The organism is Pinisolibacter sp. DMC100, assembly GCF_056313705.1.
In genome coordinates this window covers 384,302-408,929 of the sequence record NZ_JBQUZT010000002.1, presented here as the reverse complement: position 1 = coordinate 408,929, position 24,628 = coordinate 384,302, and the positions used below count along the sequence as shown (strand labels likewise).

Below are 24,628 nucleotides of genomic sequence, written 5' to 3'. Positions count from 1 at the left end.
CCATGCTCGCGCTCGATCCGCTCCTGCCGCTCGCCGCCCGCGTGATCGAGCGGGCGATCGCCCGCGGCGTCATGCTCTCGACCGCCGAATCCTGCACCGGCGGGCTGGTCGCGGGGCTCCTCACCTCGATCGCCGGCTCCTCCGCCGTGGTCGATCGCGGCTTCGTCACCTATTCCAACGCCGCCAAGGCCGACATGCTCGGCGTCGAGCCGCGCCTGATCGAGCGCGTCGGCGCGGTGTCTCGGGAAGTCGCCGTGGCGATGGCGGAAGGCGCGCTCGGCCGCACCACGGTCGCCGCCCCGGCGCGCGAGGCGCTCGCGGTGTCGATCACCGGCATCGCCGGTCCCGGCGGCGGCTCGGCGGAGAAGCCGGTCGGCCTCGTCCATTTCGCCGCGGCGCGCACCAGCCGCCCGACCCGTCCCGTCGAGCGCCGCTTCGGCGATCTGGGTCGCGACGACGTGCGCCTGGCGGCGGCGGAACAGGCTCTGAAACTACTCGAAGAATTTCTTCTGAAAGATTGAAGTCATTCAATCTCGACAATGTGCGCGATGCTTCGAGACGGGCGCCGTAAGGCGCCCTCCTCGGCATGAGACGCTTTGGATTTCGTCGAACAATTGAAAGCGCCTCATGCTGAGGAGCGGGCCGAAGGCCCGCGTCTCGAAGCATCGCGCACCATGGTGCCTCGGCCCGAAGCCGAAGCGCCTCACGCCCCCTTGGCGACCCGGTCGAAGGCCTGGAGCTGGGCGAGCAGCGCCGGCATGTCCTTCAGCGCCACCATGTTGGGGCCGTCGGAGGGGGCGCGATCGGGATCCTCGTGGGTCTCGATGAAGAGGCCGGCGACGCCGACCGCCACCGCCGCCCGCGCCAGCACCGCGACGAACTCGCGCTGACCGCCCGAGGACGTGCCCTGCCCGCCCGGCTGCTGCACCGAATGGGTGGCGTCGAAGATCACCGGAGCGCCCATCGCCGCCATGATCGGCAGGGCGCGGAAGTCGGAGACCAGCGTGTTGTAGCCGAAGGAGGCGCCGCGCTCGGTCAGGAGCACGTTGGGATTGCCGGCGCCGGTGAGCTTGGCCACGACGTTCTTCATGTCCCAGGGGGCGAGGAACTGCCCCTTCTTGACGTTGATCGTCCGCCCGGTCGCGGCAGCGGCGAGCAGGAGGTCGGTCTGACGACAGAGGAACGCCGGGATCTGCAGGATGTCGACCACTTCCGCCACCGGCGCGCACTGCGCCGCGTCGTGGACGTCGGTCAGGACCGGCAGGCCGAGGCTCTCGCGGATCTCGGCGAAGACCGGCAGCGCACCGGCAAGGCCGACGCCGCGCTGGGCGGAGGCGGACGTGCGGTTGGCCTTGTCGAACGAGGTCTTGAAGACGAGGCCGATGCCGAGCTTCGTGGTGATCTCCTTCAGCGCCGCGGCGGTCTCGAGCGCATGCGCCCGGCTCTCCATCTGGCAGGGGCCGGCGATCAGCGCGAAGGGCGCCGCGTTGGAGAAGCGGACGGAACCGACGACGACTTCCGAGTTGGGCGACATGGGGCGTCTCCTCGATCGCAGCGCGATCGGCATGGTCGGGGATCAGGCGTGTTCGGCGAAGACCACGGTCGCGCCGTGGACGTCGGGGACGACCAGCGCCCCGTGACGCCGGCTGGCCGCGAGGCCGCCGGCGACGATCTGGCGCTCGGCCCGGTCGACGGTGTCGACGCCGAAACGAAGGCCGGCGAAGGTGAGCCTTTCGGGCGTGGCGCGCAAGGCCTCGGCACCGTGGCGGAAGCGGAAGGCGGCGGGCGTCATCACCTCGATCGCGCCGCGCGGGGTCGGGATGACGAGGCCGGCGCCGGTCGCGTGGAAGTCGCGCACACCGGCGAAGGCCGAGAGCCCCTCGTGGAAATCGGACGGATCGGGCGCGACCAGGATCACCGCCTCGAGCCGGCTGGCGCCGTTCGGGTGGCGCTGGAACTCCGCCCGCCAGAAGTTCTCGGGGAAGCGCTGGCGGCAGGTGAAGAAGCCCATGTCGGGCTCGCCCGCGGCACCCGCCCCGGTGAAGCCGGTGAAGGTCAGGTCGAAGCCGACGGGCCGCTCCTCGCCCTCCGGCGACACCGCGACGCGCTCGAAGGCGAAGGGCGCGTGGGTGCGCAGCCCCGCCGCGGCGAAGGCGGCGCGATCGGCCTCCGGATCGGTACCCTCCAGCGCCAGCATCGAGAGCCCCTCGCCGTGGCCGGCGAGGAAATCGCGATTGTACGCGCCGAAGGAGAAGGCATCGCCCGCATGCTCGGGGATCGCCGCGCCGTCGCCGACCGCCAGAACCTCGACGAAGGCGCCGGCGAGCTGGACGAGGCGGTTCTCGGTACCCCAGGGGTGGCGCGCCCGCGGCGTCAGGCGGAAGCCGAGCCGTTCCCACGTCCGGGCGGCGGTGTCGAGATCGCGAACCGCTGCGACGACGTGGTCGAGCCCGCGCGGGGCATTGACGGGATGGGACAAGTCCGGCCTCCGGGCGGCGAGCGGGCGCCTCACAGCGCCATGGCGGCGGCGTCGACGATGCCGCCGGCGAGCGAGGCGGTACCGAGCATCAGGCCGGTGGCGATCTCGCCGCGTTCGATGCGGGCGGAGACGTCGGAGAGCAGCAGCAGGCGGAAGAACCAGTAGACGACCACCTGCACGACGATCGCCACCAGCCCCCAGACGATGAAGACGAGGAGCGTCGCCGAGTGATGGGCGGCGACCGCCAGAGGCAGCGTGTAGCCGATCATCGACCCGGCGAAGGCGGCCGCGGCCGCGCCGTTGTTCGCCCGGATCAGCGCCATCTCGTCGTGCGGTGTCGCCAGCATGTAGATCGCGGCATAGACCGCGATCAGGCCGATCGAGATCCCGATCCAGATCAGGAAGGCGGGGAGCCCGGCGAGGCTCTCGGTGATCGGCGTGAAGTCCATCACTTCCCTCCCTGAGGATCGATCAGACCAGCCGGCTCTGCGCCTTCGCCGCCGCGATGAACGACGTGAACAGCGGATGCGGCTCGAACGGTCGGCTCTTCAGTTCCGGGTGGTACTGAACGCCGATGAACCACGGATGATCCGCGATTTCGACCGTCTCGGGAAGCTCGCCCGACGGCGACATGCCGGCGAAGTGAAGACCCGCCGCCTCGAGCGCGTCGCGATAGGCGACGTTGACCTCGTAGCGGTGACGATGACGCTCGGAAATCTCGGTCTTGCCGTAGATCTCGGCGATCTTCGAACCCGGCTCCAGCCGCGCGGTGTAGGCGCCGAGACGCATGGTGCCGCCGAGGGCACCGCCCTCCTCGCGCTTCTGCAGCTCGTTGCCCTGCACCCATTCGGTGAGCAGACCGACGACCGGCGCGGCGCAGGGTCCGAACTCGGTCGAGTTGGCGCCTTCGATGCCGGCCATGTTGCGGGCCGCCTCGATCACCGCCATCTGCATGCCGAAGCAGATGCCGAAATAGGGCACGTTCGACTTGCGCGCCCAGGAGGCCGCCTTGATCTTGCCCTCGGTGCCGCGCTTGCCGAAGCCGCCCGGCACCAGGATGCCGTGGACGTGCTCGAGATAGGGCGCGGGATCTTCCTTCTCGAAGATCTCGGAATCGACCCAGTCGAGCTTGACCTTGACCCGATTGGCGATGCCGCCGTGGGTCAACGCCTCGATCAGCGACTTGTAGGCGTCGAGCAGCTCGGTGTACTTGCCGACGACCGCGATCGTGACCTCGCCTTCCGGATTGTGGATCCGGTCGGAGATCTCGTCCCAGCGGTGCATGTCGGGCTCGGGCACCACGTCGATGCCGAAGGCGGCGAGCACTTCCGTGTCGAAGCCTTCCCTGTGATAGGCGGCCGGCACGTCGTAGATCGACTTGACGTCGAGCGCCTGGATCACGGCGGAGGGCCGCACGTTGCAGAAGAGCGAGAGCTTGCGCCGCTCGTTCTCCGGAATGTGGCGGTCGGCGCGCACCAGCAGGATGTCGGGCGCGATGCCGATCGAGCGCAGCTCCTTGACCGAGTGCTGCGTCGGCTTGGTCTTCAGCTCGCCCGCCGACGGGATGTAGGGCATCAGCGTCAGGTGGACGTAGACGGCATGGCCGCGTGGCAGATCGTTGCCGAGCTGGCGGATCGCCTCGAAGAACGGCAGGCCCTCGATGTCGCCGACGGTGCCGCCGACCTCGATCAGGACGAAGTCGTAGCCCTCGTTGCCGGTGACGACGAATTCCTTGATCGCATCGGTGACGTGCGGGATGACCTGGACGGTGCCGCCGAGGTAGTCGCCGCGGCGCTCCTTGGCGATGATGTCCTGGTAGATCTTGCCGGTCGTGATGTTGTCCTGCTTGTTGGCAGGCCGTCCGGTGAAGCGCTCGTAGTGGCCGAGGTCGAGGTCGGTCTCGGCACCGTCGTCGGTGACGAAACACTCGCCGTGCTGATACGGAGACATCGTCCCCGGATCGACGTTGAGATAGGGGTCCAGCTTGCGGAGCCGGACCTTGTAGCCACGTGCCTGAAGGAGCGCTCCGAGGGCCGCAGACGCAAGCCCCTTGCCGAGCGAAGACACCACGCCGCCGGTGATGAATACGTACCGCGCCATGGGATTCGACCATACTTCGGGGGCCACCCGATTCGCGAGTGGGAAAAGTGAGGCCCTGGATCTGTCCACCGAAAGGTCGCGAGGACCTTCCAACGAAGAAGGGACCGGAGACGGAAGGTCACCCGGTCCCGTTCGAGGCGTGCGCCCGAAGGCGCCCCGTCACTTGGCCGGAGCGGGCGCCGAGGCCGGAGCCTGAGGAGCCGGGGCGGTCGAGCCGCCCTTCTGCATCTGGTTCAGCTGATCGAGAATGCCGTTGCCGCCCGCCGGAGCGGCCGGGGCAGCCGGCGCACCCGCCGGAGCGGTCTGCGAGGCCGGCGCGCCGGTGTCGAGGATCGACGACGGCTTGTCGCCGTGACGACCGGCGAGGATCGCCAGGATCAGCGACGTGGCGAAGAAGCCAGCGCCGAGGATCGCGGTGGTGCGGGTCAGCACGTTGGCGGTGCCGCGCGAGCCCATCAGGCCGCCGCCGCCGCCGCCCATGCCGAGCGCGCCGCCCTCGGACTTCTGCAGGAGCACCACGCCCACGAGCGCGAGGACCAGCATCAGATGAATCACGATGATGACGGTTTCCATCGATTCCGACCGATCTTTCGAACGAACGCGACGACGCCGGGAAAATCCCCCGCGCCGCTGGTTCTGGATTGTTCGGGCGCCGAAGCCGACGCCGCATTTCGACGAGCCTCATACACGATCGCGCCCGCCCGCGCCAGTGACCCACACGCCGATCGGATCGGCGTTCATCACGACGCCGTGATGCGAACGATCGACATGCATCACCATCGATTGTTCGACCCGTGACGACGATCCGTCGTCGTCGTGCCGTCTCGTGCGAGTGGTTCGCATGCGGCATGGTCATTCTCGAAGCAAGCGGCGCCCCCCCTCGCCGCCCCTTGGACCGAACCGGATCATCGAACGGAGTTTCCCCCATGTCTTTCGCCGACAAGCTCGCCCCCCACGCCCCCAAGGCCCTCGCCGCGCTGCGAGTGGCGACCGCCCTGCTCTTCCTCCAGCACGGCCTCGCCAAGCTCTTCCACTTCCCCGCGGTGAAGATGTTCGAGGGGCTGAACCTCCTCTCCGGTCAGATCTTCTCGATGATGGGCGTCGCCGCTCTCCTCGAGGTGGTCGGCTCGGTGCTGATCCTGATCGGCCTCTTCACCCGCCCCGTCGCCTTCGTCCTGTCGGGCTTCATGGCGGTCGCCTACTTCATGGCGCATGCCCCGCAGAACTTCTTCCCGATCCTCAACGGCGGCGAGCTGGCGGCGCTCTATTCGTTCGTCTTCCTCTACTTCGTCTTCGCCGGTCCCGGCGCCTTTTCGCTCGACGAAAAGCGCGGCTGATCGTCGGCACGACCTCTCCGCAACCCCGTCCAGAACGAAAGAAGGCGGCCCCCGGGCCGCCTTCGTCGTGTTCGGAAGGGATCGTCGCGCTCAGAGATAGGCGGCGGCGATGCCGAGGAAGTCCGCGGCCTTCAGCGAGGCGCCGCCGACCAGCGCGCCGTTGACGTTGGAGACCGACAAGAGCTCCCTGGCGTTCGACGGCTTGACCGAACCGCCGTACTGGATGCGGACCTTCTCGCCCTCGGCGCCGTAGAGGCCGACGAGCTTGGCGCGGATGAAGTCGTGCACTTCCTTGACGTCGGCGAGGGTCGGGACGAGGCCGGTGCCGATGGCCCAGACCGGCTCGTAGGCGACGACCAGCGTCGCGCCCGTCATGCCGGCCGGCAGAGAGCCGGCGATCTGCGTGCCGACGACGTCGAGCGTGGTGCCGGCCTTGCGCTCGGCTTCCGTCTCGCCGACGCAGACGATGGCGACGAGGCCGGCGCGCACCGCGGCTTCCGCCTTGGCCTTGACGACGGCATCGGTCTCGCCGTGATCGGCGCGACGCTCGGAATGGCCGACGATGACGTAGGTCGCGCCCGCGTCCTTGAGCTGCTCGGCGGCGATGTCGCCGGTGTGGGCGCCGGAGACCTTGGCATGGCAGTCCTGGCCGCCGATCGGGATCGGGCCGCCGACCGCGGCGAGACGGGCGACCAGCGTCGCCGGCGGACAGATCGCGAGCTCGACCTTGGCGGCGAGATCCGCGCCGTAGCCGGCGATCATCGCCTCGAACTCCGCGACCGACGCGGTGGTTCCGTTCATCTTCCAATTGCCTGCGACGAGCGGCTTCATGGCGCTCTCCTCGATGTCGATCGTTTCTGCCCCGCGCCGAAGTAGCAGACGCGGCCGCCTCCCCGCAACGGCAGGGAGGCATGACGATGCCTCACCTCGCGGCATTACGGATGACGAAGACGTGCCTCACGCACCCGAAGCCGCGCGACGGCGGCGTTCCATCTCGCCGGCGAGTTCCTCCGGATCGCGGCCGTAGTGGTCGACCAGCGACGAGACGCCGAGCGTCGGATCGCGCGGCAGGCCGGGAAACGAGCGTGCCGCCGCCCCCTCGCGCAGATGGACGACGACCGCCGCCCCCGCCCAGCCCTCGCCCGCCTCGACCGCCTCGACGTCGGACCAGGCGACCGACCCGCCGAGGAAGCCGAGGACGCGGACGCGGAAGCCCTCCGGCGTCAGCGTCAGCGAGTTGGCGATCGGCAGGACGGCCAGCACCGTGCCGGCGACGGCGAGCCACATCACGCCGACGATCCACGGCATCAGCGCGCTCTTCTCGATGATCGACAGCACCGTCGCGGTGATGGCGATGCCGACGGCGATGCCCATCATCGGCACCCGTCGGACGTCCTCGGCGGCGAGCCGCACCACGGGATGGGCGGACAGATCGGTCGGCTGCATCGCGGTCCTCCGCGGACGAATCGGAGCCCGAGGGTCGGGCGACGGGAAGTCACTTTCGCCCGAACCGGCCCCTTGCCCAAGCCCCCCGAAGGTGCGATGCGATCGCCGGTCCGCGTCCTCTCGGCGCGGACGGCGCTGCCGCCTTGCCACTCGCGACGCGCGTTCCTATGATCCGCCCGCCCGCGCCGGGGGCTCGTCCCGGCGGTTCGAACACGTACCCACGGGACCCACGCCCCCCATGCTCGACGTCCTGCGCCGCGGCGCCTCCACCTGGATTTCCAAGCTCCTCCTCGGCCTGCTGATCGTCTCGTTCGGCGTGTGGGGCATCGCCGACGTGTTCCGCGGCTTCGGCTCGAACACCGCCTATCACGTGGGCAACCGCGAGATCGGCGTCGCCGAGCTCGACCACGACTACAATCGCGAGGTCCAGCAGATCGCGCGGCGCGCCGGCCGGCCCTTCACCAAGGACGAGGCGCTGAAGACCGGCGTCGGCCAGCAGATCCTCTCCCGCATCGTCACCGAGGCGACGATCGGCGAGGCGGCGCGGCTGGACAAGCTCGCGGTCTCCGACGCGACGATCCGCGAGGACATCCTGCGCGATCCGAACTTCAAGAACGCCACCGGCAACTTCGATCGCACCCGCTTCGTCGAGCTGCTGCGCTCGAACGGCTGGAACGAGGACATCTACATCGCCCGCCGCCGCGCCGACATGCTGCGCGCCCAGCTGCTCGACGGCATGGCCGGCGGCCAGCCGGCGCCGAAGGTGCTGGTCGAGGCGCTCGACACCTTCCGCAACGAGACCCGCTCGATCCGCTATGCCGTTCTCTCGGCGGCCGGCCTCGGCGAGATCGCCTCGCCCGACGAGGCGACGCTGAAGACCTTCTTCACCGATCGCGCCCGCGCCTTCCGCGCGCCCGAGCGCCGCGCGCTGTCGGTGCTGGTTCTCGACCCCGCCTCGATCGCCCGTCCCGAGGACGTCTCCGACGACGACGCCAAGGCCGAATACGAGGCCCGCAAGGCCCGCTTCACCGTCGAGGAGAAGCGCCGCGTGTTCCAGGTCCACGTCGCCGACGCCGCCGCCGGCGAAGCCTTCATCGCCGCCGTGAAGGGCGGCAAGGACTTCGAACAGGCCGCCGTCGAACTCGGCCAGAAGGCCGAGGACATCGACTTCGGCCTTCTCGCCCGCTCCGCCTTCGCCGATCCGGCGATCGCCGACGCCGCTTGGGACATCCCCGCCGTCGGCGACCTCTCCGGCGTGGTCGAAGGCAAGTTCGGCCCGGTCGTCCTGAAGCTCGCCGACCGCGTCGCCGGCTCCAGCAAGCCCTTCGCCGAGGTCGCGCCCGAACTGAAGAAGGAAATCGCCGCCCGCCGCGCCGAGAACGACGTTCTCACGCGTCACGACCAGATCGAGGACGCACTCGCCGGCGGAGCCAAGATCGAGGAGGTCGCCGCCCGCCTGTCGATGAAGGTGCGCACCGTCGACGGCGTCGATCGTCAGGGTCGCCTCGCCGACGGCAAGCCGGTCGAGGGCGTCCCGCATTGGGAAGACGTGCTGAAGGGCGCCTTCGAGAGCGACGTCGGCGTCGAGAACGACGCCATCGACCTCGGTGGCAAGGGCTTCCTCTGGTACGCCGTGACCCGGATCGATCCGGCCCGCGACCAGACGCTCGACGAGGTCAAGGACCGCGTCGCCGCCGCCTGGAAGACGGAAGAGATCGCCCGCCGCCTCGGCGAGACCGCCAAGTCGCTGACCGATCGCCTCGCCAAGGGAGAGGACTTCGAGACCGTCGCCAAGTCGGCCGGGCTCGAGGTGAAGACGTCGCCCGCCTTCAAGCGCGCCGAGCCGCCGGAGGGCCTGTCGACCAAGGCCGTCGCCGCCGCCTTCGCCGGTCCCGAGGGCCACGTCGCCACCGTCACCCTCGAGGGCGGCGACACGATGCTGCTCAAGGTCGCCGACGTGACGCCGCCCGCCTTCTTCGCCGAGAGCGAGGAAGCCAAGACGGCGGCGAGCCGCATCTCCGGTTCGCTGCGCAACTCGCTGCTCGAGGCCTGGCTCGGACAGGTCCGCACCGACATCGGCGTGACCATGAACCCGGCGGTCGTCGACCGCGTCACCGGCCGCGCCCGCGACTGATCATCGAGAGTAGACCATGCGTATCGAACCCTCGCTCGAAGCCCTTGCCGAACGCTACGACGCGGGGCATCCGACCGTGGTGTGGACCACGCTGGTGGGCGATCTCGAGACGCCGGTCTCGGCCTACGTCAAGATCGCCCGCGGCCGCGACCACTGCATCCTGCTCGAATCGGTCGAGGGCGGCGCCGTCCGCGGCCGCTATTCGATGATCGCCTTCGATCCCGATCTGGTCTTCCGCGCGCACGGCGAGAAGGGCGAGATCAACCGCCGCTTCGCCGCCGACCGCACCGCCTTCGAGCCGGTCGAGGGCCGTTCGCTCGACGTCATCCGCTCCCTCGTCCACGCCAACGAGTTCGCGATGCCCGAGGGCCTGCCGCCGATGTCGGCCGGCATGTTCGGCTATCTCGGCTACGACATGGTGCGCCAGATGGAGGAGATCGGGGCGCCCAACCCCGACGTCCTCGGCCTGCCCGACGCCATCCTGGTGCGCCCGCGCACCGAACTGGTCTTCGATGCCGTCAAGGACGAGATCTGGGTCGTCACCCGCGTCACGCCGGAACCCGGCGTCTCGGCGAAGGACGCCCATGCCCGCGCCGTCGACCGCATCACCGCGGTGATCGACGCGCTCGACCAGCCGGTCGACAAGTCGGCCTGGGAAGGCGGCGAGGTCTCGCTCGACGTGCCCATGGTGTCGAACACCGGGGCCGACGAATACTGCGCCATGGTCGAGCGCTCGAAGGAGTACATCAAGGCCGGCGACATCTTCCAGGTGGTACTGTCGCAGCGCTTCGAGGCCCCCTTCACCCTGCCGCCCTTCGCGCTCTACCGCGCGCTGCGCCGGGTGAACCCCGCGCCCTTCCTCTATTTCCTCGACTTCGGCGACTTCTGCGTCGCCGGCTCCTCGCCGGAGATCCTCGTCCGCGTGCGCGACGGCGAGGTCACCATCCGCCCGATCGCCGGCACCCGCCCCCGCGGCAAGACGCCGGGCGAGGACAAGGCCAACGCGGCCGATCTCCTGGCCGATCCGAAGGAACTGTCGGAACACCTGATGCTGCTCGACCTCGGCCGCAACGACGTCGGCCGCGTCTCCGAGATCGGCTCGGTCAAGGTCACCGACAAGTTCTTCCTCGAGTACTACTCGCAAGTGATGCACATCGTCTCGAACGTGACGGGACGGCTCTCCTCGTCGCACGACGCACTCGACGCCCTCGCCGCGGGCTTCCCGGCCGGCACGGTCTCGGGCGCGCCGAAGGTGCGGGCGATGGAGATCATCGACGAGCTCGAGAAGGAGAAGCGCGGGCTCTACGCCGGCTGCGTCGGCTATTTCTCCGCCGACGGCGCGATGGACACCTGCATCGCGCTGCGCACCGCGGTGATCAAGGACGGGAAGATGTACGTCCAGGCCGGCGCCGGCATCGTGGCGGATTCGGTCCCCGCCTCCGAACAGGCCGAATGCGTCAACAAGGCCAAGGCCCTCTTCCGCGCCGCGGAAGAAGCCGTCCGCTTCGCGCAAGGCGCCAAACGCGGTCAGTGAGCGGGCGGCGCCGCGGCGCCGTCTCTGCCCCCGCCCTTCGCCGCGCAGGCCGCTTCGGCGCGGGCGGCGAGGTCGGGGAGCGTCCGCTCGGCCAGCCATGCCGCCATCGGTCTACGGACGGCGACATCGCGCTTCGCGCCGACCGTCGCGCATGGATCGAGCCCCCGACCGAGCAGCAGGTCGACGGCGTCCGCGACGAATGGGGCATCCCGATCCGCCAGGCCGTCGAGGACGTTCTCCCCCCATGAACTCGTCGCGTCGGGTCGAGCACCGTGGTCGAGGAGCAGGCGCAGATGGTCGATGCGGCCGTTGCTTGCCGCCAGCACGATCGGCGACGCACCGCGACCGTCGCGACGGCCGGGATCGGCACCGGCCTCGAGGATGATGGCGAGCTTTGCCGGCGTGACCGTGTCCCCCGGCGGGATGTCGAGCGCGAGGGTCAAGACCGTCCAGCCGGTCGCCTCCGCGTTCGGATCGAAGCCGGTCCAATGCATGAAGCGCATCAGGCCTTCGCCGCCGTCATTGGCCAGCGCGCCACCGTAGCGATCGATCGGCTTGCCGATGCGCAGGATCTCGCGTCCCCACAGTTCGACGAGTTCCGTCTGCTGCGGCCAACGCGCCCAGGTTTCGTCGAGGGCGAAGGCGAGGCAGAACGCCGAACCGGCCACGATGGCGAGGGTGGCGAGCGCGTAGGCGGCGATGCGAAGGATACGCCGAGCAAAGGTCGTCATGGCACTCCGCCCCCGCCCTTCGCCGCGCAGGCCGCCTCGGCGCGGGCGGCGAGGTCGGGGAGCTTCCGCTCGGCCAGCCACACACGGAGTGGTTTCGCGACGGCGGATTCCGGCAGGGGCGGCCGAACGAGGGCGCAAGGGTCGAAGCCATGATCGAGGAGAAGTCCGACGAACGCACCCAGATCGGAGCTCTGTCCCGAACGGACGACGTCGACGGCATGATACCCCCGATGATCGCGACCGTCGGCCGAGGCGCCGTGATCGAGGAGCTGTGCGAGGCGCGCCGGATCGGTATACCGTCCCGCCTCGACGATCGGCAGCCTGCCGTCGGCGTCGCGTCGGTTCGGATCGGCCCCCGCCTCGAGAATGACGGCGAGCGTCTGCGGAGAGACGGCACGCGTCGGCGGCGAGTCGAAGGCGAGCGTGAGAAGCGTGTGTCCGGCGATCTCGGTCTCGACCGCCCCGTCGTGGCGGAGCAGACGGCGCAACAGCGCTTCCGGCCGATCCAGTTCGAGAGCCACGGCGAAATGGTCGGCAAGGTCGCCGATGCCGAGGGTGTCCTCGATCCATACGCCGACATATCTGAACCGGTCGGGGTACTCCTCGGCGAAGCGATCGATGGCGAGGATCGCAGCGATTGCGACGCCGACGAGAGCGACGATCGTGGCGAGGGCGTAGGCCGCGATGCGTGGCACTCGTCCGATCATGGCGCGCGAACTCCACGATAGCGTCGCAGACGATAGACCTTTTTCGGATCATCGAAGGGCCATTTGCCGAATTCGACGACGCGATCCTTCGCACTGACCGACATCGGAGTCCCACCGTCGTATCCGACGAAGATGCCGACATGTCCCGTCGAGACCGGAGACCACCTCGGCGCCGAAATGATGTCGCCGATTGCGGGCCTCCCCTCGACGATGTCCCAACCGTCGACGTGGAATGCAGGATCACCCCACTGACCCGCCAGGACCGGATATTTCGGTACGCCGAAACCGAACCAATTGTAGAGTCTCCCGCCGTTGGCCAACGGCGGATCGGCTTCGACGCTCTTCAGGACATCGAACACGAACAGATTGCACTTGTACGAACCAGCCCGGAAATTGTCTTTTGCCGTCCCCCAAGCCCATTCCGTGGACCCGATTTCCGCGACCGCTTTTTCGGCGACGGCCAGTTGGGCTCTGTCGATCTCCGCATGAGAAATCTCGAGCCCCGACGAGGCGCGGGCGTAGGCAATCGCCAGTCGCTCGTCTGCGGCGTCGATCCGGCGTTTCAACTCGGCGAGAAACTCGGGTGAAGGACTCGGGGAAGCATCCGCCACCCGAATGCGGTCGGACCTCGGCGGCCTGTCGCCCCCGGTCCACGAACCGTTTCCGTCGGTCCATCGCCCGCCGCCGGTCTCGCCGGCCGGGATGCGTGGTTGGTCGGGATTCCATCGGGAGCGCTCGAGCGCTTCGAGCAGTCGCGCGGCGGACGCGTCGACGCGGGCGGCGAGGATCGCCGAACGGCGGGCGGCCGGCGTGGGATGGAGGGAGGACAGCGGCATCGGATCACCTCTCGGTTGCATGATGCCACCATTGTCCCACCGATTTCAAAGGGTGCGGAAAAGTCGCACCTCTCTCCCCGCGACGCGTTCCGGCCGTCGCGGCGGTGCGCGAGCCGCACCCTCGTGCGTGACAAAGCCGCCCTCCCCGGCTATCTCTCGACCACGTTCATTGCCGGGGCATCGGGCCGCATGTTTCTCGTCGTCGACAACTACGACAGCTTCACCTGGAACCTCGTCCATCTGATCGGCGCCGAGGGCGTCGAGCTGAAGGTCGTGCGCAACGACAAGATCACCGTCGACGAGGTCGCGAAACTCGATCCCGAAGGCGTCATCCTGTCGCCCGGCCCCTGCACGCCCAACGAGGCCGGCATCTGCCTCGAGACGATCGAACGGCTCGGCGCCCGCATGCCGATCTTCGGCGTCTGCCTCGGCCACCAGTCGATCGGCCAGGCCTACGGCGGCAGGGTCATCCGCGCGCCGCACCTGATGCACGGCAAGACCTCGACCATCCGTCACGACGGACGCGGCCTCTTCCGTGGCCTCAACGCCGACTTCACCGGCACCCGCTATCACTCGCTGATCGTCGAGCGCTCGAGCCTGCCGGCGTGCCTCGCGCCCGTCGCCTCGTCGGACGACGGGCTGATCATGGGCCTGATGCACGTCGAGCACCCGGTCCACGGCGTCCAGTTCCACCCCGAGTCGATCGCCTCGGAGAACGGCACCAAGCTCGTCCGCAACTTCCTCGAGATCGCCCGCGACTTCAACGATCGCACCCGCGACCGCCGCGCCGCCTGAACCGTCCGGAGCCCGTAGTCCCATGACCGATCTGAAGGCCCTCATCGCCAAGGTGGCGACCGGCGCCAGCCTCACCCGTGCCGAGGCCCGCACCGCCTTCGACGTGATGATGTCCGGCGAAGCGACGCCCGCCCAGATCGGCGGCTTCCTGATGGCGCTGCGCGTGCGCGGCGAGACGGTCGACGAAATCACCGGCGCCGTCGAGGTGATGCGCGAGAAGATGCTGCGGGTCGACGCCCCCGCCGACGCCATCGACATCGTCGGCACCGGCGGCGACGGCTCCGGCTCGTGGAACGTCTCGACCGCCTCCGCCTTCGTCACCGCCGCCTGCGGCGTGCCGGTCGCCAAGCACGGCAACCGCGCGCTGTCGTCGAAGTCCGGCGCCGCCGACGTGCTGATCGGCCTCGGCATCAAGATCGACCTCGCCCCCGCCGACATCGCCCGCTGCGTCCGCGACACCGGCGTCGGCTTCATGTTCGCGCCGTCGCACCACGCGGCGATGAAGCACGTCGGCCCGGCCCGCGTCGAACTCGGCACCCGCACCGCCTTCAACCTGCTCGGACCGCTGTCGAACCCGGCCGGCGTCAAGCGGCAGATGACCGGCGTCTTCGCCCGCGCCTGGATCGAGCCGATCGCCCACTCGCTCGCGGCGCTGGGCTCGGAAGCCGCCTGGATCGTCCACGGCTCCGACGGGCTCGACGAGATCACCGTGACCGGCGAGACCCATGTCGCCGAGCTGAAGGCCGGCAAGATCACCACCTTCGTGGTCTCGCCGGAGGCCGTCGGCCTGCCGCGTCACCCCGCCGAAGCCCTCAAGGGCGGCGACGGTGCCCACAATGCGGCGGCGCTGCGCGCCATGCTCGACGGCGCGCCGGGTGCCTATCGCGACATCGTGCTGATGAACACCGGCGCGGCGCTGGTGGTGGCCGGCAAGGTCGCGACCCTCGCCGAAGGCGTGACCCGCGCCGCGAAGGCGATCGACGACGGCTCGGCGCGGGCGCGTCTCGATGCCCTCGTCATCGCCTCCAACGCCTGAGGCGGACGATGGCCGACATCCTGAAGAAGATCGAGCTCTACAAGCGCGAGGAGATCGCCGCCGCCAAGGCGCGCGTCTCGGAAGCCGAGCTGCGTGCCCGCATCGCCGACGTCGACGCCCCGCGCGGCTTCCTCGCCGCGCTGCGCGCCGAGAAGGCCGAAGGCAGGCGCGGCCTCATCGCCGAGATCAAGAAGGCGAGCCCCTCCAAGGGTCTGATCCGCCCGGACTTCGATCCGCCGGAACTCGCCCGCGCCTACGAGGCCGGTGGCGCCGCCTGCCTCTCGGTCCTGACCGACACGCCGTCGTTCCAGGGTGCACCCGAGTATCTGACCGCCGCACGTGCCGCCGTGTCGCTGCCGGCGCTCAGGAAGGACTTCCTGTTCGAGCCCTATCAGGTGCTGGAAGCCCGCGCCTGGGGCGCCGACTGCATCCTGATCATCATGGCCTCGCTCACCGACGACGAGGCGAAGGCCATCGAGGACGCGGCCTTCGAACTCGGCATGGACGTGCTGGTCGAGGTCCACGACGAGGAAGAGACCGAGCGCGCGCTGCGGCTCGCCTCGCCGATGCTCGGCGTCAACAACCGCAATCTCAAGACCTTCGAGGTCTCGCTCGAGACCTCCGAACGGCTGGCGAAGCTCGTTCCCGACGACCGCCTGCTGGTCGGCGAGAGCGGCATCTTCACCTCCGCCGACTGTGCCCGGCTCGAGGCCGTCGGCATCTCGACCTTCCTGGTCGGCGAGAGCCTGATGCGCAAGGCCGACGTGACCGCTGCGACCCGCGAACTGCTTGCAAGGTGAACCCCATGACCGCGACCGGCTCCCGCCTCACCCATGTCGACGAGACCGGTGCGGCCCACATGGTCGACGTCGGCGACAAGGCCGAGACGACCCGCACGGCGGTGGCCGAGGCGACCGTGACGATGAAGCCCGAGACGCTGGCGCTGATCCTCTCCGGCAACGCCAAGAAGGGCGACGTGCTGGCGGTCGCCCGCATCGCCGGCATCATGGCGGCGAAGAAGACGCACGAGCTGATCCCGCTCTGCCATCCGCTGCTGCTGACCAAGGTCACCGTCGACCTCGTCCCCGACGAGAGCCTGCCGGGGATCCGGATCACCACGCTCGCCCGCGTCAAGGGACAGACCGGCGTCGAGATGGAGGCGCTGACGGCGGCCTCGGTCGCGGCGCTGACGGTCTACGACATGGCCAAGGCGGTCGACCGCGGCATGGTGATCGGCGGCGTCCGCCTGCTCGAGAAGTCCGGCGGCAAGTCCGGCGAATGGAAGGCTGAGTGATCCCATGGCCCTGACCCCGGTCGACGACGCGCTGACGCGCCTCCTGTCCGACGTTTCGCCCGTCTCGGTCGAACGCGTCGCGCTCGCCGCCGCCAACGGCCGGGTTCTCGCCGAAGATCTCACGGCGCGCCGCACGCAGCCGCCCTTCACCGCCGCCGCGATGGACGGCTGGGCGCTCGCCGCGCGCGACGCGACCACCCCGGGCGCCCGCCTGGCCATCGTCGGCGAAGCCGCCGCCGGCCATGCCCACGACCGACCGCTCCGCGCCGGCGAGGCGATCCGCATCTTCACCGGCGCGCCGATGCCGGAGGGCGCCGACACCGTCGTCATGCAGGAGCACGCGACGCGCGACGGCGATCACGTCGTCTTCGCCGACGCCGCCGCCCCCGGCCGCCACGTCCGCGCCGCCGGCATCGACTTCCGCGAAGGCCAGCCGATCCTCGCGGCCGGCACCCGGCTCGACTGGACCAATCTCGGCCTCGTCGCCTCGGCGAACCATGCCGAGGTGCCGGTCCGCCGCCGCACGCGTGTGGCGATCCTTGCGACCGGCGACGAACTGGTGCCGCCCGGCACCGTGCCCGGCCCCGACCAGATCGTCGCCTCCAACGGCTACGGCATCGCGGCACTCGTCGAGGACGCCGGCGGCATGGTGGTCGATCTCGGCATCGTCCGCGACGATCTCGCCGCCACCCGCGCCGCCATCGCCGGCGCCTTCGCCGCCGAGATCGACGTGCTCGTCACCCTCGGCGGCGCCTCGATGGGCGATCACGACCTGGTCCACCGTGCGCTCGAGGCCGAAGGCGTCGCCTTCGACTTCTGGAAGCTGGCGATGCGCCCCGGCAAGCCGCTGATGTTCGGCCGCCGCGGACCGATCCGCGTCCTCGGTCTGCCCGGCAATCCCGCCGCCTCGCTGGTCTGCGGCCTGCGCTTCGTCGCGCCGCTGGTCGCGGCGCTGGCCGGTCGCGGCCCCGCCGGTCTCGCCCGCGAGACCGCGATCGCCGGTCGCGCCATGCCCGCCAACGACGAACGCGCCGACCACCTGCGCGCAGCCCTTCGTCACGACGCCGAGGGCCGGCTGGTGGCAATGCCGCTCGACAGTCAGGATTCCTCGCTGCTGTCGCGCTTCGCCGATGCCGACGCACTCATCGTGCGGCCGATCCACGCCCGCGCGGTCGAGGCCGGCGAACCGGTCGAGATCATCCGTCTGCGTCACGTCTGAGGGCGCTCAGCGGCCGTTGGCGACCGCCAGATAGAGCATCCGCTTGTGCTCGGCGCGCGAGCGGGCGAGGCTGTCGAGCACGATGCCGCAGGTGGCGGAAAGTCCCGCGAGCAGGATCATCCCGACGCAGAGCACCGCCGTCGGCAGCCGTGGCACGAGGCCGGTCTCGGCGAAGGTGACGAAGAGCGGCACCGCGAGCACCAGCGCCGCGATAGTCAGCACAAACGCCGGCAGGCCGAAGAAGGCCGCCGGCCGCGTCTCCTTGAGGAGATAGGCGAAGGTCCTCAGGATCCGCCAGCCGTCGCGCAGGCTCGACAGTTTCGAGGCAGACCCCTCCTGCCTCCGCCCGTAGGGCGTCTCGATCTCGACGACCGGCAGCATCATCTGCCCGGCATGGACGCTCATCTCGGTCTCGATCTCGAACCCGTCGGAGAGCGCCGGAAAGCTCTTCACGAAGCGCCGCGAGAAAGCGCGGTAGCCCGAGAAGATGTCGCGGTAGTCCGAACCGAAGAACCCGGCATAGAGCCGATTGAAGACCGCATTGCCGAAGGCGTGACCCGGCCGATGCGCCTCGCGCCGCACGTCGGCGCGGGTGCCGATCGCCATGTCGACGCGCTCCTCCGCGATCGCCGCGACCAGCTTCGGCGCCGAGGCGGCATCGTAGGTGCCGTCGCCGTCGGCCATCAGATAGACGTCGGCGTCGATGTCGGCGAACATCCGCCGCACGACCGCCCCCTTGCCGCGCCGCCGCTCGAGGAAGACCTCGGCACCCGCGGCCCGGGCGATTTCCGCCGTGCCGTCGGTCGAGCCGTTGTCGAAGACGCAGATGCGGGCCGCCGGCAACGCCGCGCGGAAGTCCGCCACGACGCGAGCGATCGAGGCGGCCTCGTCGAAACACGGCAGCAGCACCGCGACGCGCGGCCCCTCGGCCGGCACGTCCTCGTGACGCTCCGGAGCCTCGCGCGCCGCCAACGCCGCCGCGAGATGCCGACCGCTGTCGCCGAGGGCCGCGACGAGCGCCTCGTCGGAGAGCGGCTCGCACGGACGCGCCAGCATCCGCGCGGCGGGTTCCGGAGCAAAGGCATGGGGTTGGGCGAGCGGCATCGCGGCGTCCGAACGAGACTTCATGGTCCGTCAAACATTCGCTCCTAATGGTTGAGGGGTGATGAATCCACGGGCCCGCCGCCGCGCCCCGCCACGATGCCCCCGCCACGGACGACGCCTTGACCGACGCGCCCCGCCCCCTCCCGACCGCGACGCCCGCCTCGCCCGCAGCCGCGCGGATCGAAGCGGCGCTCGTCTCCTGGCCGGTCGCGCTCCTCGCCGGTCTCGCGCTCTGGGCGCTGTTTCAGGTGCCGGCGATCCACGGCCTGTGGGCATCCCGCGACTTCGGCGATTCCGACGACGCCATGCGCATGCTGCAGGTGCGCGAGTGGATGGACGGCAAGGCCTGGGGCGATCTCGTCGAGACCCGCATGAACCCGCTCGACGGCGTGCGCATGCACTGGACCCGCGTCGTCGATCTGCCGATCGCCGGCCTGATCCGCCTGTTCTCGGCCTTTCTCTCGCGCGCCGACGCCGAGATGGCGACGCGTCTCGTCCTGCCGGCGCTGATCTTCACGGCGACGCTGGTCCTCCTCGTCGCCCTCGCCCGCCGTCTCGGCGGGCCGGGCGCCGGTCTCGCGGTCGGTATCCTGTCGCCGCTCACCGCCTTCGTCGCCCAGGCACGCCTCGGCCGCGTCGACCATCACGACGCCCAGATCGCGCTCCTCGTCGCAGCGACCCTCGCGCTGGTCGTCTCGCTCGATCCGGCCCGCGCCCGCGTCGCCGTCGGAACCGGCATCGCCGCGGCTCTGTCGTTGGCGATCAGCATCGAGAACCTGCCCTTCCTCGTGGCGATCTCCGCCGCCTACGCCCTCGCCGCCACCGCGAGCCCGGCCCAGGGCCGCGCCGCCGCGCTCTACGGCGGGGGCCTCGCCGCGGCCTGCGCGCTCACCTGGGGGCTCTTCGCCGACCCGGCCGCCGGTCCCGTCTGCGACGCCTTCTCGACCGTGCAGCTGACACTGGCGATCTTCGGTGGCGTCGGCCTCGCGGTAGCGGGCACCCTCGCCCCGCGGCTCGGCGCACCCGCTCGCTGGATCGGCCTCGCCGTCCTCGGCGCGGCGCTGGCGGGGCTCCTCGTCGCCGTCTTCCCGCAGTGCCTCGCCGACCCGCTCGCCGGTGTTCCCCGCCTCGTCGTCGACTTCTGGCTCGCCGACGTGCCCGAGGCGCTGTCGCTCCGCCGTCTCGCCGCCCTCGATCCCGCCGCCGCCGGCGCCGCCGTGGCGCCGATCGCCGTCTCGCTCGTCGTCGCCCTCGTCGCGGCTGCCCGCGAGACCGGCGTCGCCCGCGTCCGCTGGCTGGCGCTCGCCGGCGTCGTCGCCGTCGGCCTCGCCGCGACGGTGTGGCAGGTGCGCGCCGCGACCTCGACCTCCGCCCCGGCGCTCGCCGCCGCCGGCTGGGCGCTGGCCGCGCTCGGCCGCCACCTCGCCCGCTTCGACGCGCCGCGCTGGCGCCTCGCTCTCCTGCCGGCGGCCCTGCCCTTCCTGTCGCTCTTCTGGGTGGTCGTCCTGCCCGCGAGCCCCGCGCTCGCGCCTGCCGATCTCGCCGGCCTCGCCTGTCTCGACACGGCCGAACTCGCCGCCCTCGACCGCGCCGCCCCGCCCGGTCTCGCCCTGACGACGATCGACACCGGCGGCCACGTGCTGGGCCTGACCCGCCACGCCGTCCTCGCCGCGCCCTATCACCGCAACACGCAGGGCAACGCCGACGCCCTCGCCGCCTGGCTCTCGCCCCCCGACGAGGCCCGCGCCGTGCTCGCCCGGCGAGCCGTCACCCACGTCGCCTACTGCCCCGGCCAGGCCGACTTCGAACGCTACGCCGCCCGCGCCCCCGCGGGCCTTGCGCAAGCATTGCGCCACGGCATCATGCCGCCGTGGCTCGAGCCGATTCCCGTCGCGGGCAGATGGAAGCTGCTGAAGCTGCGGTGAGGGACGTGCGCCGAAACGCCGTTCCACGGCGCGAAACGGCGCCGTTCACGCTTCCCCCTTGCGGAACATCCGCAGAACGCGTAGCGTGAGTTCGTGATTTGTACCCATCGCGAGTCGCCTGCCTGACCGGCCGAAGAGGCCGGTGGGAGTGCATGGTGCGGACGGGTACGTTCGAGTGCGGGGCTTCTTCGGGGTCCGCGGGGATGGAACATGCCGGGGCGGACGCCGATCGCGTCGCGCCGGCTGGCGAGGGAACGGGGTCATGCTGACGCGCAAACAGTTCGAACTTCTGATGTTCATCCACGAACGTCTGAAGGAGGACGGCGTTCCCCCCTCCTTCGACGAGATGAAGGACGCGCTCGACCTTCGCTCCAAGTCGGGCATCCACCGCCTGATCACCGCGCTCGAGGAACGCGGCTTCATCCGCCGCCTGCCCAACCGGGCGCGGGCGCTCGAGGTGGTGCGCCTGCCGGATTCGGTGGCGCCGGGCCTCGCCAGCCCCGCCCGCGCGCCGGGCTCGAAGGGCTTCTCGCCCTCGGTGATCCAGGGCACGCTCGGCAAGCCGCGGCCGACCGCGATGCCGGGTCCCGCCGGTGAGGAGACGGCGGAGGTCGTGTCGATCCCGGTCATGGGCCGCATCGCCGCCGGCACGCCGATCTCGGCGATCCAGACCTATACCCACGCCATTCCGGTGCCCTTCGACCTGCTGGGCGGCGGCGAACACTACGCCCTCGAGGTCCGCGGCGATTCGATGATCGATGCCGGCATCCTCGACGGCGACACGGTGCTGATCAAACGCGGCGACAACGCCGATTCCGGCGACATCGTCGTCGCCCTCGTCGACGAGGAGGAGGCGACGCTGAAGCGCCTGCGCAAGCGCGGTGCCTCGATCGCCCTCGAAGCCGCCAACCCGGCCTACGAGACCCGCATCTTCGGCCCCGACCGGGTGAAGGTGCAGGGCCGCCTCGTCGGCCTCATCCGCCGCTACTGACGACGCGCGTCGGCCACCCCGCGCGTGGACGCGTCGTGCGCTCGGGGTGGCCGACGGTAGACGGATCCGGCCCGGGAGCAGGCGACGCATCGTTCTCGGGCTGCGGAGGTGTGTCGCTCTGCCGATCCATGAACGGGCTCACCAGTCGTCGTGCGCGTCGCTGGCTCGCGGCGGTCCCGCATCGTTGGTCGAGGCTCGCGCGGTTTCCATCGGCCTCCCGGCCTCCCGGGCGCTCGGGCTCCATGAGACCGTCTAGGGATCGGCGCCGACCGCCGTGGAATCGGAGAGGTCCGCCTCGGCCGGCGCCGGCGCGGCGGATGCGCCGCCGTCCGGCGGATCGGCCGTCACCTCGGCGAGCGCATGGACGGCGTTCGGGTCTCGTGGCGTCCATGCCCGCGGCGACGCCGGCAGGCTCGGCGTCACGGAGAAGGTGAGACGTTTCTTCGTCGGCTTCGTTTCGCCGACCGTGACCTCGGCAGGCCCTGCCGGTCGCGATCGGTCCCCGTCCTCGGGTGCGGACGCCGCATCGTCCTGCGTCGGGTCGACCGCACCGGCCGACGGCGACGCATCTTTCCGGTTCGCCCCGCGCCCGAGCGCCTCGACTGCCCGCGTGCCGTCCGACTCGACACCGTCGGGCACCGGCACCGCCGCCACGTCGATCGTCACCGCGCCGGTCTTCGCCCGGGCGACGCGGTCGAGCACCAGGCTCGTCGCGGCGCAGCCCGGCGGGGCGGCGAGCGCCGAGATCACGATGTCGGCGCGGCCGCAGTCCTCGACGAAGCCGCGCGGATGGCGCACCACCACGACCCGCAGAGGCGGCCGCCCCCGATCGGACGAAGGCCCGCCTGCCGAGCCGCGCGCGCCCTCACTTCGCCCGTCGGCGAGCCCTTCGACCGACGTCTCCGCACTCGACTCCACGTCTCTCGCGCCGGTCCCGACCGCGCCTTCGCCGCCCCGGACGAAGGCGCAGCCGATCGCGTCGCAGCGCCAGCCGTCGGCGATGCCGGGCGCTCGCGGGTCGCGCGGATCGGCATCGGCGGCGAGCCAGATCGCCGTGTCGAAGGCGTCGTCCTTCGTCGCCAGCACGTGCAGCCGCCCGTCGTCGCCGCGCACCGCGACCGGCGAGCCGTGGCGGCCGATCATCACGTCGGGCCGCGGGCCGAAGCCGAGGAGGACGATCGACAGCACGCCCGGCACCAGGCCGACGAGGCGGATCCGCGAGCGCCACAGCGACAGCCACAGCACCGCCGCGACGCCGAGCGGCATCGCCGCCCAGTGCGGTGCGCCGAGGAGACCGCCGCCGCCCGGTAGCGCCGAGGTCCAGCGCCCGACCGCCACCATCCAGTCGATCCCGAGCCCCATCACCCACAGCGGCAGCGCCTCGAGCCCGAAGGGCATGGCGAGAAAGGCCACGACGGCGGCCGGCATCACGGCCATGCCGACGACCGGCAGCACCACCATGTTGGCGAGGATCGAATAGGGCGCGCCGCGATAGAAGATGCCGGCGATCACCGGCGCGGTCGCGAGCCCGGCGATCAGCGAGGAAAAGGCGAGGCCCTCGGCATGGTGCCAGGCGGAGACCAGCGCATGGACGATCGGTCCGCGCACCTCCGGCCGCGGCGGCCGCGCCGCGACGCGGATCTGCCACAGGTCCCACGAGGCGACCAGCGCGATCACCGCCAGGAACGACATCTGGAAGCTCGGCTCCATCGCCGCTTCCGGGTCGAAGACGAGGATGCCGACCGCCGCCACCGCCACCGTGTGCATGGTGATCGCCGGCCGATCGACGATCACCGCGAGCAGCGCGATCGACACCATGATGTGCGAGCGCAGCGCCGCCACCTGCATGCCCGACATCAACAGGTAGAAGGTCGCCGCGACGAAGGCCGCCGCCGCCGCCCATTTGCGGATCGGATGGTCGAGCGCCAGCCGCGGCGACAGCGCCATGAGCATGCGCAGCACGATCATCACGCCGCCGGCGACGAGGCTCATGTGCAGGCCGGAGATCGACACGATGTGGGTGAGACCGGAGGCGCGCAGCGGCTCGCCGACGCTCTCCGGGATCGCCCGCTGCTCGCCCACCATGATCGCCGCGGCGATCGCGCCGGCGCCGCCGGGAAGCCCGGCGCGGACGCGTTCGGCGACCCGGTGGCGCAGATCGCCGATCGGCGCGACGAGGCGATCGACGAGGCCCGGCGCCGCCGTCTCGCCCGGATGAGTCCGCCCGAGGACGTAACCGCCCGCCCCGCGCCCCTCGAACCACGCCCGCCGGGCGAAGTCGTAGCCGCCCGGCAGCACCGGCCCGTCCGGCGGCTTCAGCCGCGCCTTGAAGGTGACGGCCTCGCCCATGCCCGGCGCCTCGCGGCCGGCGGCGAGCGTCGCGGTGACGCGCGCCGGCGTCGTCGCGGGAGAAAGCCCGCCGCCCTCCATGCGTCCGACGTCGACGGTCAGCCGCGTACCGCCCTTGGCGGTGGCATCCAGATCGACGACGCGGCCGGCGACGGCGACGGTGCGCTCGTGATCGAGCCGGGGTGCCGCCGCGCGCCACGAACCGAAGGCGGCGACGAGCCCGCCGGCGATCACCGCGGCGAAGACGACGCGACCGATCGCCCGCCCGCCGCGCCGCCGCGAGACGGCCGCCGATCCGGCGACGACGAGGAAGAGGAGCGCGAGCGCGAGCGCCGACGGCTCCGCCGGCAGGGTGAACCACAGCGCGATGCCGCCGGCGAAACAGGCCGCGAGAAGCGGCGGCGCGGCACCACGGGCGAGATCGTCCTCCGCCCCGTCGACGAGGCGACGCAGCGCCTCCTCGAAGCGAAGCCGCCGTCCGCCGCCCGGCGGCGGAGCGAACCGCCGGTCGTCGTCCGCGCGATCGAGCACGCGGGGCGCGCCGAGGCGCCGCGGGGCTGCGTCGACCGACATGCACGAGGTTCCGGTTCGCTTTGCCGTCCCGACATGCT

The 24,628-nt window shown here is 70.9% G+C and carries 24 protein-coding genes; 13 read left to right on the top strand and 11 right to left on the bottom strand.

The features are described 5' to 3' along the window. Positions 1 to 2 precede the first annotated feature (2 nt). Positions 3 to 521, top strand: a complete 519-nt coding sequence (locus ACT541_RS10790) for a CinA family protein (protein WP_476136715.1) — start codon at positions 3 to 5, stop codon at positions 519 to 521. A gap of 182 nt (positions 522 to 703) precedes the next feature. On the opposite strand, the gene kdsA is transcribed toward ACT541_RS10790, so the two are convergent. The 5 genes from kdsA to secG form a co-directional block, all read right to left on the bottom strand. Next, positions 704 to 1,534: a 3-deoxy-8-phosphooctulonate synthase gene (kdsA, locus tag ACT541_RS10785; RefSeq protein WP_476136713.1), complete on the bottom strand. Its 831-nt coding sequence runs from the start codon at positions 1,532 to 1,534 to the stop codon at positions 704 to 706. Between the two features lie 42 nt (positions 1,535 to 1,576). Continuing rightward, on the bottom strand, positions 1,577 to 2,479 hold the full coding sequence (locus tag ACT541_RS10780; protein WP_476136711.1) for a VOC family protein: 903 nt from the start codon (positions 2,477 to 2,479) through the stop codon (positions 1,577 to 1,579). A 29-nt stretch (positions 2,480 to 2,508) separates the two neighbouring features. Then, positions 2,509 to 2,928 (bottom strand): DUF350 domain-containing protein, encoded by a 420-nt coding sequence (locus ACT541_RS10775; protein ID WP_476136709.1) that lies wholly within the window; start codon positions 2,926 to 2,928, stop codon positions 2,509 to 2,511. Between the two features lie 22 nt (positions 2,929 to 2,950). Beyond that, positions 2,951 to 4,579 carry a CTP synthase gene (locus ACT541_RS10770; protein WP_476136707.1) on the bottom strand — a complete coding sequence of 543 codons (1,629 nt, stop codon included), beginning with the start codon at positions 4,577 to 4,579 and terminating at the stop codon, positions 2,951 to 2,953. Positions 4,580 to 4,738: 159 nt separating this feature from the next. Beyond that, positions 4,739 to 5,152: a preprotein translocase subunit SecG gene (gene secG, locus ACT541_RS10765; RefSeq protein WP_476136705.1), complete on the bottom strand. Its 414-nt coding sequence runs from the start codon at positions 5,150 to 5,152 to the stop codon at positions 4,739 to 4,741. On the opposite strand from secG, the gene ACT541_RS10760 reads away from it, so the two are divergent. Together ACT541_RS10760 and ACT541_RS10755 are read left to right on the top strand one after the other, a co-directional pair. Then, on the top strand, positions 5,126 to 5,377 hold the full coding sequence (locus tag ACT541_RS10760; RefSeq protein ID WP_476136703.1) for a hypothetical protein: 252 nt from the start codon (positions 5,126 to 5,128) through the stop codon (positions 5,375 to 5,377). The two genes, secG and ACT541_RS10760, sit on opposite strands and share 27 nt — an antisense overlap. A 128-nt stretch (positions 5,378 to 5,505) precedes the next feature. Continuing rightward, entirely contained in the window at positions 5,506 to 5,916 is a 411-nt protein-coding gene (locus ACT541_RS10755) for a DoxX family protein (RefSeq protein ID WP_476136701.1), read from the top strand. A gap of 90 nt (positions 5,917 to 6,006) precedes the next feature. Here the strand turns inward: ACT541_RS10755 and tpiA are convergent, their stop codons facing one another. Together tpiA and ACT541_RS10745 are read right to left on the bottom strand one after the other, a co-directional pair. Further along, on the bottom strand, positions 6,007 to 6,747 hold the full coding sequence (gene tpiA / locus ACT541_RS10750) for a triose-phosphate isomerase (RefSeq protein WP_476136700.1): 741 nt from the start codon (positions 6,745 to 6,747) through the stop codon (positions 6,007 to 6,009). A gap of 126 nt (positions 6,748 to 6,873) precedes the next feature. Next, a complete protein-coding gene (locus ACT541_RS10745) occupies positions 6,874 to 7,362 on the bottom strand; it encodes a hypothetical protein (protein ID WP_476136698.1) in 489 nt (162 codons plus the stop codon). A 238-nt stretch (positions 7,363 to 7,600) separates the two neighbouring features. Here ACT541_RS10745 and ACT541_RS10740 point away from each other — a divergent pair, with 238 nt between their 5' ends. Both ACT541_RS10740 and trpE read left to right on the top strand, forming a co-directional pair. After that, positions 7,601 to 9,496: a peptidylprolyl isomerase gene (locus tag ACT541_RS10740; RefSeq protein ID WP_476136696.1), complete on the top strand. Its 1,896-nt coding sequence runs from the start codon at positions 7,601 to 7,603 to the stop codon at positions 9,494 to 9,496. 16 nt (positions 9,497 to 9,512) lie between these two features. Further along, positions 9,513 to 11,030, top strand: coding sequence for an anthranilate synthase component I (trpE, locus tag ACT541_RS10735; RefSeq protein ID WP_476136694.1), 1,518 nt, complete (start codon positions 9,513 to 9,515; stop codon positions 11,028 to 11,030). Here the strand turns inward: trpE and ACT541_RS10730 are convergent. After that, positions 11,024 to 11,761, bottom strand: a complete 738-nt coding sequence (locus tag ACT541_RS10730) for an ankyrin repeat domain-containing protein (RefSeq protein ID WP_476136692.1) — start codon at positions 11,759 to 11,761, stop codon at positions 11,024 to 11,026. The two genes, trpE and ACT541_RS10730, sit on opposite strands and share 7 nt — an antisense overlap. A 149-nt stretch (positions 11,762 to 11,910) precedes the next feature. Between ACT541_RS10730 and ACT541_RS10725 the strand changes: the two genes are divergently transcribed. Next, the gene (locus ACT541_RS10725) at positions 11,911 to 12,489 is read left to right on the top strand and encodes a hypothetical protein (protein ID WP_476136690.1); all 579 of its coding nucleotides are present in this window, start codon (positions 11,911 to 11,913) and stop codon (positions 12,487 to 12,489) included. On the opposite strand, the gene ACT541_RS10720 is transcribed toward ACT541_RS10725, so the two are convergent. After that, complete coding sequence (locus ACT541_RS10720) at positions 12,465 to 13,304, bottom strand: hypothetical protein (protein WP_476136689.1); 840 nt, start codon at positions 13,302 to 13,304, stop codon at positions 12,465 to 12,467. The two genes, ACT541_RS10725 and ACT541_RS10720, sit on opposite strands and share 25 nt — an antisense overlap. 189 nt (positions 13,305 to 13,493) lie before the next feature. Between ACT541_RS10720 and ACT541_RS10715 the strand changes: the two genes are divergently transcribed. The 5 genes from ACT541_RS10715 to ACT541_RS10695 are packed head-to-tail and all read left to right on the top strand — an operon-like array spanning position 13,494 to position 17,648. Continuing rightward, the gene (locus ACT541_RS10715; protein WP_476136687.1) at positions 13,494 to 14,099 is read left to right on the top strand and encodes an anthranilate synthase component II; all 606 of its coding nucleotides are present in this window, start codon (positions 13,494 to 13,496) and stop codon (positions 14,097 to 14,099) included. A gap of 22 nt (positions 14,100 to 14,121) precedes the next feature. Further along, the gene (gene trpD / locus ACT541_RS10710; protein ID WP_476136686.1) at positions 14,122 to 15,135 is read left to right on the top strand and encodes an anthranilate phosphoribosyltransferase; all 1,014 of its coding nucleotides are present in this window, start codon (positions 14,122 to 14,124) and stop codon (positions 15,133 to 15,135) included. Between the two features lie 8 nt (positions 15,136 to 15,143). Further along, on the top strand, positions 15,144 to 15,935 hold the full coding sequence (gene trpC, locus ACT541_RS10705; protein ID WP_476136684.1) for an indole-3-glycerol phosphate synthase TrpC: 792 nt from the start codon (positions 15,144 to 15,146) through the stop codon (positions 15,933 to 15,935). Positions 15,936 to 15,940: 5 nt separating this feature from the next. Further along, complete coding sequence (gene moaC, locus ACT541_RS10700; protein WP_476136683.1) at positions 15,941 to 16,429, top strand: cyclic pyranopterin monophosphate synthase MoaC; 489 nt, start codon at positions 15,941 to 15,943, stop codon at positions 16,427 to 16,429. 4 nt (positions 16,430 to 16,433) lie between these two features. Beyond that, complete coding sequence (locus tag ACT541_RS10695) at positions 16,434 to 17,648, top strand: molybdopterin molybdotransferase MoeA (protein WP_476136681.1); 1,215 nt, start codon at positions 16,434 to 16,436, stop codon at positions 17,646 to 17,648. A 6-nt stretch (positions 17,649 to 17,654) separates the two neighbouring features. Here ACT541_RS10695 and ACT541_RS10690 read toward each other — a convergent pair whose 3' ends face one another. Then, positions 17,655 to 18,776: a glycosyltransferase gene (locus ACT541_RS10690; RefSeq protein WP_476136679.1), complete on the bottom strand. Its 1,122-nt coding sequence runs from the start codon at positions 18,774 to 18,776 to the stop codon at positions 17,655 to 17,657. A gap of 95 nt (positions 18,777 to 18,871) precedes the next feature. Between ACT541_RS10690 and ACT541_RS10685 the strand changes: the two genes are divergently transcribed. Then, positions 18,872 to 20,677 carry a hypothetical protein gene (locus ACT541_RS10685; protein WP_476136677.1) on the top strand — a complete coding sequence of 602 codons (1,806 nt, stop codon included), beginning with the start codon at positions 18,872 to 18,874 and terminating at the stop codon, positions 20,675 to 20,677. 262 nt (positions 20,678 to 20,939) lie between these two features. Continuing rightward, positions 20,940 to 21,668: a transcriptional repressor LexA gene (gene lexA / locus ACT541_RS10680; protein ID WP_476136675.1), complete on the top strand. Its 729-nt coding sequence runs from the start codon at positions 20,940 to 20,942 to the stop codon at positions 21,666 to 21,668. A gap of 252 nt (positions 21,669 to 21,920) precedes the next feature. Here the strand turns inward: lexA and ACT541_RS10675 are convergent, their stop codons facing one another. Beyond that, positions 21,921 to 24,590, bottom strand: a complete 2,670-nt coding sequence (locus ACT541_RS10675; RefSeq protein ID WP_476136674.1) for a ComEC/Rec2 family competence protein — start codon at positions 24,588 to 24,590, stop codon at positions 21,921 to 21,923. Positions 24,591 to 24,628: the final 38 nt, after the last annotated feature.